This is a genomic window from Dietzia sp. HMSC21D01, from assembly GCF_001815995.1.
Classification (GTDB): Bacteria; Actinomycetota; Actinomycetes; order Mycobacteriales; family Mycobacteriaceae; genus Dietzia; species Dietzia cinnamea.
In genome coordinates this window covers 1-8796 of the sequence record NZ_KV824166.1, presented here as the reverse complement: position 1 = coordinate 8796, position 8796 = coordinate 1, and the positions used below count along the sequence as shown (strand labels likewise).

Below are 8796 nucleotides of genomic sequence, written 5' to 3'. Positions count from 1 at the left end.
GCCGCGGCGGCCAGCGCGCACACCACGGCGGCCCCGATCATCTGGACCCGGACCGACGCCCCCGCGCCGGCACCCACCGACCCGCCCGCGGCGCCGAGCACCGCCCCGAGAGACCACAGCGCGTGGAACCGGTTGATCAGCGACCGGCCGTGGCGCAGCTGCACGCGGATGCCGTGGGCATTCATGGACACGTCGGTGATGGCGTCGCACACGCCGAACGCCAACAGCAGCACCGCGAACACGGCCACGACGGGCGAGAACCCCACGAGCGCGGCGGCCACGGACGCGCCGACCATCATGGCCACGGCGACGGCCCCGTCTGAGCGATGCCTCATGAGGGCTGGCGTGAGCAGCCCGCCGACCAGCGCCCCGGCCGGGTAGCAGGCCATCGCCAGCCCGAACTCCCCCGCGCCCAAGGCGAGGGCGCTCTTGAGGTCGGGCAGGCGGGGCACGATCGCGCCGAAGATCGCGCCGTTGGCGGCGAAGAGCAGGGCGGTCGCGGCGATGGGCCCCCGGACGCCGCGGACACGGGCCGTGTCGCCGGGGGCACGGGCCGTGTCGCCGGTGGGGCCGGCGTGTCCGGCCGTTCCGGTCCCGCTCGTCGAGGTCACGCCCGCCAGGGTACGGCCCGGGATGCGGCGGTAGCGTTGTGCGCGTGGAGCGGTCGACCGACGGGCGGGAGCGGGACATGTACGACGTGGCGGCGGAGGTCCGGACGGACGACGGCAGCATCCGCGTGGTGTGCAGCGTGCCGCTGCCGGTCGCGCCGGAGGTCGTGTGGGACGCGGTCGCCACGGCGGAGGGCATCGCGTCGTGGTTCGTCTCGTGCGCGATGGAACCGCGGGTCGGCGGGCGGATCGTGCAGTTCGCCGACCCGGGCGCGCCCGACCCCACGACCGGCCCGGAGGCCGCGGCCGAGGCCATGCTCACCGCGACCGTCGGGGAGATCACCGAGTACTCGCCGCCCACCGCCGACGCGCCGGGCGTCTTCGCCTACGTGGAACGTGACTGGATGGGCGAGGGCGTGCCCGTGCCGCCGTGGGAGACGTCGTGTGAGGTGGTCGACGACGACGAGGGCGGCAGCGTGCTCACCCTGCGGTCCGGGTTCGGCTCCGGCGGGGAACTGGCGGGACAGTCCGTGTCGGGCAGTGTCGACGGGTGGGCGCAGGCGCTGACCGTGCTGGCCCACCGGCTGACCCATCGCCCGGCCGGCGGGGTGGTGACCGTGGACGCGGCCACCGATCCCGTGCAGCAGACGGTGCCCGAGCTGTGGGCCCGCGTGACGTCGCGGCTGATCGCCCCTGCGGCGGGGGTCGGCCACAACCCGGCCGGTGGCTCGGGGGGCGGCTCGGGGAACAGCGGCGTCGTGGCGCGCTCGGGCGAGGTCGGCGGCATCGTCGCGACCGAGTCGGAGGCGTCGCGCACGCTCATCCTGTCCGCCCCCGTCGACGGGATGCTCGAGCTCTTCGCCTTCCCGGCGGGCGAGACGCATGAGGACGCGGCCGGCCGCGCGGCCCTGGCGTTGCGGGTCTACGAGTACGTCGACATGCCCGGCGGCGACGGCCGCCCGCTGGGTGCCGCGGCGGTCGACGTCACGCCCTCCTGGGACGCACCGCGCTGGCGTGCATGGCTCGAAGGGCTGCTGGCGGACTGATCCGCGAGCGGCGGACCTGCGGTTACGCGCGTCGGCGGGTCGGCTCGGGTCGGCCGGGGGTGACGGTGGAAACACGGCGGTACGGTGAGGCGATCTACCCTGTGCCCGCAGTAGGGTGACGGGGAGTACGACACGAGCGCCGGGAGGCGCCGTCCACCGACGAGGAGCGAGATCGCCAATGGCGGATTCCAACGAGACCGTGACCATCGCGACCGGCGAGGGCGCCACAGGCACGACCCTCCTCGGCATCGGGGCGTACCGCCCCGAGCGGGTGGTGAGCAACGAGGAGATCTGCGAGAAGATCGACTCCACCTCCGAGTGGATCTACGAGCGCTCCGGCATCCTCAACCGCCACGTCGCCGGTCCGGACGAGGGCATCGTCTACATGTCGATCGAGGCGGCCCGCGCGGCCGTGACCTCGGCCGGCATCGACGCCGACCTGATCGATGCCCTGATCGTGTGCACGTCCACCAACTGGACCCAGGTGCCGCACGCGGCCCCACAGGTCGCCACCGCCCTCGGGCGCAACGGCATCGCGGCGTTCGACCTCACCGCCGGCTGCGCGGGCTTCGGCTACGGCCTGGCGGTGGCCACCAACATGATCCGCGGCGGCGGCGCCCGCTACGTGGTGGTCGTGGGCGTGGAGAAGATGACTGACGGCATCGACTTCTCCGACCGCAACACGGCCTTCATCTTCGGTGACGGTGCCGGCGCCGTGGTGGTGGGCCCGTCGGAGACCAACGACATCAGCCCGGTCGTGTGGGGGTCCGACGGAGAGCAGGGCAGCGCCATCCGCCAGACCAAGGATTTCAAGCAGTACGTCGACGAGGTCGACGCCTCCGCCGCCGCAGCGCGCGAGGAGGCCGTGCTCCAGCCCTTCCTGGTCATGGACGGTTCCAAGGTTTTCCGCTGGGCCGCCGTGCAGGTGTCCAAGGTGTGTGCACAGACGTTGGAGGCGGCGGGCGTGACGGCCGAGCAGATCCAGGCGTTCATCCCCCACCAGGCCAACGGCCGCATCAACTCGGCCATGGCCAAGCACCTCGGGCTGCCGGACTCGGTGGCGATCGCCAACGACATCGAGCAGACCGGCAACACCTCCGCCGCCTCGATCCCGCTGGCGATGGAGACCATGCTGCGCGAGGGAGAGGCCGAGCCGGGTCAGATCGCGCTGTGCATCGGCTTCGGGGCGGGACTGTCCTACGCGGGGCAGGTCCTGCGGCTGCCCGCCAAGCCGCCCGCGAGCTGACGCACCGACTCGCTTGACCCCGCGCCCTCCCGGCCCCACGACACGCCTCGTGGCGGGCCGGGAGGGCGCCCAACTAGACACGTGTTCATGGGACGCTGAGGGCGTGCACACGTCCTTTCCCCGCCGCTCCGCGCGCCGTCTGATGTCCGGTGCCGCAGCGGCTGCCGCCGTCCTGTTGTCCCCGCTGCTCGCGGCTCCCGCCGGGGCCGCGCCCGCTCCCACGATCCCGGCGCCGATCACCCCGGAGACGGCGCCGCTCGAGGTGGCCAGCGGCTCGGTGCAGACCCTCGGCGCGAACATCGCCGGGCAGGTCAGCGGGGCCGGGATGGGCCCGTCGGTTCACGCCGGCCCCGGCACCGGCCCGTCGAACTACGTGGCGCTCGGGGACTCCTACGCCGCCGTGGGCCGGATCGCGCCGGGCGCGTGGGGTGCAGGCCCGGTCGCGTGCGTGCGCACCTCCGACGCGTACCCGACCGTGGTGGCCCGCGCGCTCGGCGTGGGTACGTTCGTCAACGCCACCTGCGGGGGCGCAGTGGTCGACGACTTCCGGACCGCCGGACGGACCGGTGCCCCGCCGCAGTTCGACGCGCTCGACTCCGACACCGATCTGGTGTCGATGACGATCGGCGGCAACGACGTGGGATTCGGTGCGGTGATCGTCGCCTGCGCACTGCGTCCCAACACCGCGCCCGAGCTTCTGCCGCTCGTCGACGGCGCGACCGGGAACCTGTCGAAGGGCTTCGACCCCACCACCGGCTGCTCGGACGTGATCGACCGGCAGGCCGCCGAGGCGCTCGAGCACCTCGATGAGCGTTTGGACGGCGTGTACGCCGAGATCGCTCGGCGCGCGCCTCGGGCCCGCGTCGTGACGATCGGGTATCTCGCGGCCGTCCCGGAGGATGACGCGGTCATCCAGCAGTCGCCGTCGTGCGCGCCGTTCATGGCGATCAGCGCCGAGGAGCGGGCCAAGGTCCGCGGGTTCCAGGACAGCATCAACCGCGTGGTCCGCGCCGCCGCCGAGCGCAACGGCGTCACCGTCGTGATCCCGGATGAGCCCGGTCACTCGATGTGCACCTCGCCCGACACCCGCTGGGTCGACTTCACCGGGCTCGAGACCGGCGCGGTCCCGGTCCATCCGACCTCGGCCGGCCACGCCCACGTCGCCGACCGCGTGCTGGCGGCGCTCGCTGACGGCTGAGGGGCCGAGTGGTCACGCTTGAGGACAACTGTCCAGTTGCGTCGATCGCCGATCGGAACGGTGGTGATGAGGAGACACTGAGATCATGTCGACTCCTCATCGCCGCCGACGCGGCCCTCTCACCACGTCCCTCGCCCTCTCCGCTGCCGCCGTTCTCGTCGCGACGCCCGCCGCTGCCGCCCAGTCCACAGCTCAGCCCGACGGGGCGATCGCCGTCAGCTCGCTGGGCGCGACCAACGAGATCCCGGGCAGCGTCGCCGGGTCTCTGGGCTCTCTCGCCGAGCCCGCCTACCCCGAGTACGTCGCACTCGGTGACTCGTATGCTGCCTTCGGCGATCAGTCAGGCGTGGCGGCGCCCTGCGGCAGGAGTGCGAGCAACTACCCCGGCCTGCTCGATGCGAACCCGGCTGTCGGCGAGCTCACCGATGTCACCTGCGGCGGGGCCGTGACCGAGGACTTGTTCGAGGCGCAGCACCCAGGCGTCGCCCCCCAGCTCGAAGCCCTCGACGAGGACACCGATCTCGTGACGCTGTCCATCGGCGGTAACGACGTGGGTTTCGGTTTGATCGTCCAGTGCATCACCGGTGGCCTGCCGGGCTCCCCCCGCGACTGCGAGAGTGAGCTGGGCACTACGGTGAGCGGTCTCATCGCTGACGTGTACGGCGAAGACGGCGCGGTCGCCGACATCTACGCCGAGATCGCCGAGCGCTCGCCCGATGCGACGGTGATCGCGACCCAGTACCTGCCCCTGATGCCCGCCGATGACGCGGACGGCTGTGCGTTCACCCAGTTCGTCGGGGACGAGAACCTGGAGTGGGCCCGCGAGATCACCCAGGAGATCAACGACGCGGTCGACGAGGCGGCCCGCCGCAACGGCCACGTCTCGGTGCTGCCCGTCGATGACACGGACCGCAGTGGCTGTGCTCCGGCGGACGAGCGGTGGGTCGTGTTCGCCGATGGCTCCGAGAACAATGCGGCGCCGTTCCACCCCACCGCCCTCGGCCAGCAGGCGATGGCGGCCGCGATCGCCGCGGCGCTCTGATCCAGTCTGCCCCGATCCGGTCCGCCGCGGCCAGCACCGCAGCCGCTCCTCGGGATGGCGTCTCGCACACACCGCGGGGCGGGCGAGACGCCATCGGCAGCGGCGGCTGCGGAGAGAACGCGGGCATCAGCCCTCGAACAGCGTCTGTCCCACGTAACCGCCCTCGGGCGCGCCGGGCGGGAGCGCGAACACCGCGGAGCCGATCGGGATGGTCCACGTGTTGAGCGCGTCCTGCTCGGCGAGCCGCCGCTGGACCGGGATGTACGTGCGCACCGGGTCGGCCTGGTAGGCGGTGAACAGCAGACCGCTGTTGCTGATCTCGCCGTCCTCCGGCGGGTCGTCGTAGTTGTACGGCCGCCGCAGCATGGCCTCGCCCCTGTTCCGCTGGCGGGCCCGCGCCATGTGGGATTCCGGCGGGATCACCGGAAGGCCGGTCTCGTCGATCAACTCGAAGTCGGCCGGATCGCGTTCGTTCCGGCCGGTCAGCGGCGCGCCGGTGTCGAGCCGCCGACCCACGCTGAGTTCGCGTGACGTGCGGTCGATCTCCTCCCAGGTGTCCATGGTCATGCGGATGCGCCGGAGCACCAGCGACGATCCGCCCCGCATCCAGCGCTGTTCGCTGCCGTCGGAGAACAGGATCTGGTCGAAGTCCACGTCGTCCGGCCGCGGGTTCTCGGTGCCGTCGATCTGCCCGAACAGGTTGCGTTGCGTCCGCCCGCTGGGGTCGGTGCCGACGGCCTTGCGAAAGCCCCGCTGCGCCCACCGCTGCCGTGCGACACCCCGCACGCCGGATGCGAGGATCCGCGCGGCGTGCGAGACGATCAGCGGATCGTCGGCGCAGATCTGCAGGAGCAGGTCGCCCTCGGACCACCGGTCCTCTAGCTGGTCGATCTGCGGGAACGCGGGCAATTGCGCGAGCCAAGACGGCCGTTTCTCCGGCAGCCCGGCGGCGTCGAAGAAGCCGGGCCCGAGGCCGATCGTCACGGTGAGACGCGCCGGGTCCTCGGCGAGCTCTGGCTCGAGATCGGCCAGGCCGCCCCGCCCCTGGGTGAGGCGGGCGGCGTCCTGGGACCAGGCGCGCAGGACGCCCTGGATCTCGGTGCGTGTAGCTCCGGGGATGATGTCGAACGCCACGAACGCCGCGTGTGACTGCGGTGCCGTGGTGATGCCGGACTGGTGCGGGCCGTGGAACGGTTCCGTGGTGGTCCCCACGACCCGCGAGTCGGCGACCGTCTTCCAGTCGGCGATCGCCTCGTCGTCGTCGACGACACCCCGCCCCGCGTAGCCCGCGGCGCCCCCGACGACGCCGCCGCCCACCACGGCCGCGACGCCGCCGGTGAGCACGGACCGCCGGGACAGGCCGCGCCTGATCAGACCACGTCGGGCCTGGTCAGCCATCGTGAGTCATGCCTCCGTGCGCCTCGTGGCCGGAAGCGGCGTGCCCGCCGCCGACGTACTCCTCCTCGCCGCCTTGGAAGTCGCGCGCGAAGACTGTGACGTCCTGTTCGGCGCCGTCGAATTCGAGGGTCAGCGTGATCTGCTGGCCGGTGGAGATGGGCTCGTCGAGGTCCATGAGCATGATGTGGTTGCCGCCGGGCTCCAGGAGGAGCTCGCCGCCGGCCGGGATGACGAAGCCGTCCTCGCGTTCCTTCATCATCATGCCGCTCGCGCCGGGGACGGTCTCGTGGAGTTCGGTGCTGTCGCCGAGGTCGCCGTCGACGCCGGTGAGGTGCAGGTCGCTGTCACCAGGATTGCGGATGGTGCCGAAGACGCCGGACATCTCGGTGTCGGTGGCTTTGGCCCAGCCGTCGTCGAAGGTCACCAGGGTGGTGGCGGCGCCGGTCTCGGCGGCCGCGTCACCGGTGTCGGCGTCGTCGGTGCCGCAGGCGGCGGTGAGGGCGAGCGCGAGGGCGGTGGCCGCCGCGAAGGCGGCACGGGTGTGGGTACGCATGGGTGTGTGTCCTTGGTGATGTGTGATCGTCCGGCCGCGGGTTGCGCGCCGGTGCGTGAACAGGTGGGATCACACGGTCACGGGCGGCGCCCGGGTTCCCCCGCGGGCCAGGAGGTACCGTCCGCGCGGGGCGTCGGCGTCGTAGGAGGCCAGGAGTCGAGCGACGACGACGAAGTGAGCCGTCACGGGAGTGGGCAACACCCGGGCCGCCAGCCAGGACAGCGTCCCTGTCAGGATCGCCACCAGCGCGAGCGTGAGGACGACCGCGGCCAGGTGGGCGCCCAGCATCGACGGGGCGAACAGCGCCGATGCCGAGGCCGCAGGGTCCAGGTTGACGCCGTCCATCGCGGCACGAACGGCCGCCGGGTTCGTCGCATGGTGGCCGAGCGGGCCGGCCGCGCCGTGCGAGTGCCCGGAGGCCAGCACCAGGTGGACGACCCCCTGACCGGCGACGAGTCCGGCCGCCGAGGTGAGGATCGGTGACCGATGCCGGGCGAGGGCCGCGGTGACCACGCCGACACCGGCGCTGGCGGCCGCGACCATGAGGATCTGCCCCGTAGTGGGCGGACCCGCCGCTGCACCGGCGGCCAGCCCGTGCGCGCTGATGCCGAACACGCCGCTGACCAGTGCGACCACGATTCCCACGACCGCGGTCACCACGGGCGGGACCTCGGCGCGCAAGCGGTCGGCGGACATGACCCGATTCTAGGCTGGACCTACGACAGGGCCCCTATCCGGTGGCTGCGCCTTCTGCGGTGGTGTCCTCCACGGGGGCGCCCTCTGCGCGCGTGCCCTCGGTGGTGGTCGCGAGGCGGGTGCGTTCCTCGTCGGCCAGGCCCGCCTCTATGCGCGCGAGCATATGCGGGCTCATGTCGGGCAGGTCGTCGATCGCGAACCAGCGGGCGTCGGTGTTCTCACCGTCCGCGGGGTGCGGCTCGCCGCCGAGGTAGGTGCAGGCGAAGGTGTGGTCGATGTACTGCGCCCGGTCCCCGTTGGCATACGTGACCATTCGGGAGACGCCGAGGGAGGCGAGTCGGTCGACGCGGATGTCCACGGCAGCTTCTTCGCGCGCTTCGCGCACTGCGGTGTGGGCCGGGTGCTCACCGGGGTCGATGATGCCGGTGACGGGGGTCCACCATCCGTTGTCGCTGCGTCGGACGAGCAGGATCCGCTCACGGTCGGGATGGCGGATGACGGCGGTGGCCCCGGCGAGCCACAGGGGGGCGGTGCCCACGTGCTCACGGAGCTTCAGGACGAAGTCGGGGATGGACATGCCCCGAGGGTATCGGCCCCTACGACACGGGCGACGGCCCCGAGATGCGGCGATCCCCCGCGGACCATATGGTCAGCGGGGGATCGCGTGGAGTCGGATCAGTTCATCGGTCGGTCAGACCGAAATGCGAACCCGAATCAGGAAGGCAGCTGCTGCTCGGGTTCGCACTCGTGCCGCTCCATGGAGCCGTTGTCCTTGAGGAAGTCGATCGCCTCCTGCGGCAGGTTGCAGACCGCCCCGACGTTGATCGCCGGGAGCGGCGGCAGGTTGACGCCACCGGAGATGGCCAGGCCGAGGCCGATGCTGCCCGCGGCGAGCGAGCCCACGGCCAGGATGGCACCGGCTTCGGAGCCAGCGATGTTCGTGACCGAGTCACCGGCCTTGGAGCCGTTTCCGCTGGAGCCCGTGGCGAGCTTGTCCAACGAACCCTTC

9 protein-coding genes and 1 pseudogene are annotated in these 8796 nt (G+C 72.2%); 4 read left to right on the top strand and 6 right to left on the bottom strand.

What is annotated here, in order from left to right; translation table 11 throughout:
• Positions 1-611 (bottom strand): annotated as a pseudogene (locus HMPREF3086_RS17265) (MFS transporter); the annotation flags it as partial.
• Positions 612-655: 44 nt separating this feature from the next.
• On the opposite strand from HMPREF3086_RS17265, the gene HMPREF3086_RS17260 reads away from it, so the two are divergent.
• From HMPREF3086_RS17260 to HMPREF3086_RS17245, 4 genes are all read left to right on the top strand, one after another.
• A complete protein-coding gene (locus HMPREF3086_RS17260) occupies positions 656-1654 on the top strand; it encodes an SRPBCC family protein (RefSeq protein WP_246831040.1) in 999 nt (332 codons plus the stop codon).
• A gap of 178 nt (positions 1655-1832) precedes the next feature.
• A complete protein-coding gene (locus HMPREF3086_RS17255; protein ID WP_070723166.1) occupies positions 1833-2900 on the top strand; it encodes a beta-ketoacyl-ACP synthase III in 1068 nt (355 codons plus the stop codon).
• Between the two features lie 103 nt (positions 2901-3003).
• The gene (locus HMPREF3086_RS17250; RefSeq protein ID WP_061229745.1) at positions 3004-4098 is read left to right on the top strand and encodes an SGNH/GDSL hydrolase family protein; all 1095 of its coding nucleotides are present in this window, start codon (positions 3004-3006) and stop codon (positions 4096-4098) included.
• Positions 4099-4183: 85 nt separating this feature from the next.
• Positions 4184-5140 (top strand): SGNH/GDSL hydrolase family protein, encoded by a 957-nt coding sequence (locus tag HMPREF3086_RS17245; RefSeq protein ID WP_061229746.1) that lies wholly within the window; start codon positions 4184-4186, stop codon positions 5138-5140.
• Between the two features lie 126 nt (positions 5141-5266).
• On the opposite strand, the gene HMPREF3086_RS17240 is transcribed toward HMPREF3086_RS17245, so the two are convergent.
• The 5 genes from HMPREF3086_RS17240 to HMPREF3086_RS19175 all read right to left on the bottom strand — a co-directional run.
• Positions 5267-6538, bottom strand: a complete 1272-nt coding sequence (locus tag HMPREF3086_RS17240) for a Dyp-type peroxidase (RefSeq protein ID WP_061229747.1) — start codon at positions 6536-6538, stop codon at positions 5267-5269.
• On the bottom strand, positions 6531-7091 hold the full coding sequence (locus HMPREF3086_RS17235) for a copper chaperone PCu(A)C (protein WP_061229748.1): 561 nt from the start codon (positions 7089-7091) through the stop codon (positions 6531-6533). The genes HMPREF3086_RS17240 and HMPREF3086_RS17235 overlap by 8 nt, the downstream gene beginning before the upstream one ends.
• A gap of 69 nt (positions 7092-7160) precedes the next feature.
• Positions 7161-7787: a hypothetical protein gene (locus HMPREF3086_RS17230; protein ID WP_061229749.1), complete on the bottom strand. Its 627-nt coding sequence runs from the start codon at positions 7785-7787 to the stop codon at positions 7161-7163.
• Between the two features lie 34 nt (positions 7788-7821).
• Positions 7822-8364 carry an NUDIX hydrolase gene (locus HMPREF3086_RS17225; protein WP_061229750.1) on the bottom strand — a complete coding sequence of 181 codons (543 nt, stop codon included), beginning with the start codon at positions 8362-8364 and terminating at the stop codon, positions 7822-7824.
• Between the two features lie 137 nt (positions 8365-8501).
• Positions 8502-8796 (bottom strand): hypothetical protein (locus HMPREF3086_RS19175; protein WP_168169119.1); only part of this gene is annotated, 295 nt, incomplete at its 5' end.

Bases quoted from the DNA above. Each gene is read 5' to 3' on its own strand.
- HMPREF3086_RS17255 (WP_070723166.1), top strand. From the start codon at position 1,833: ATGGCGGATTCCAACGAGACCGTGACCATCGCGACCGGCGAGGGCGCC.
- HMPREF3086_RS17245 (WP_061229746.1), top strand. From the start codon at position 4,184: ATGTCGACTCCTCATCGCCGCCGACGCGGCCCTCTCACCACGTCCCTC.
- HMPREF3086_RS17240 (WP_061229747.1), bottom strand. From the start codon at position 6,538: ATGGCTGACCAGGCCCGACGTGGTCTGATCAGGCGCGGCCTGTCCCGG.
- HMPREF3086_RS17235 (WP_061229748.1), bottom strand. From the start codon at position 7,091: ATGCGTACCCACACCCGTGCCGCCTTCGCGGCGGCCACCGCCCTCGCG.
- HMPREF3086_RS17230 (WP_061229749.1), bottom strand. From the start codon at position 7,787: ATGTCCGCCGACCGCTTGCGCGCCGAGGTCCCGCCCGTGGTGACCGCG.
- HMPREF3086_RS17225 (WP_061229750.1), bottom strand. From the start codon at position 8,364: ATGTCCATCCCCGACTTCGTCCTGAAGCTCCGTGAGCACGTGGGCACC.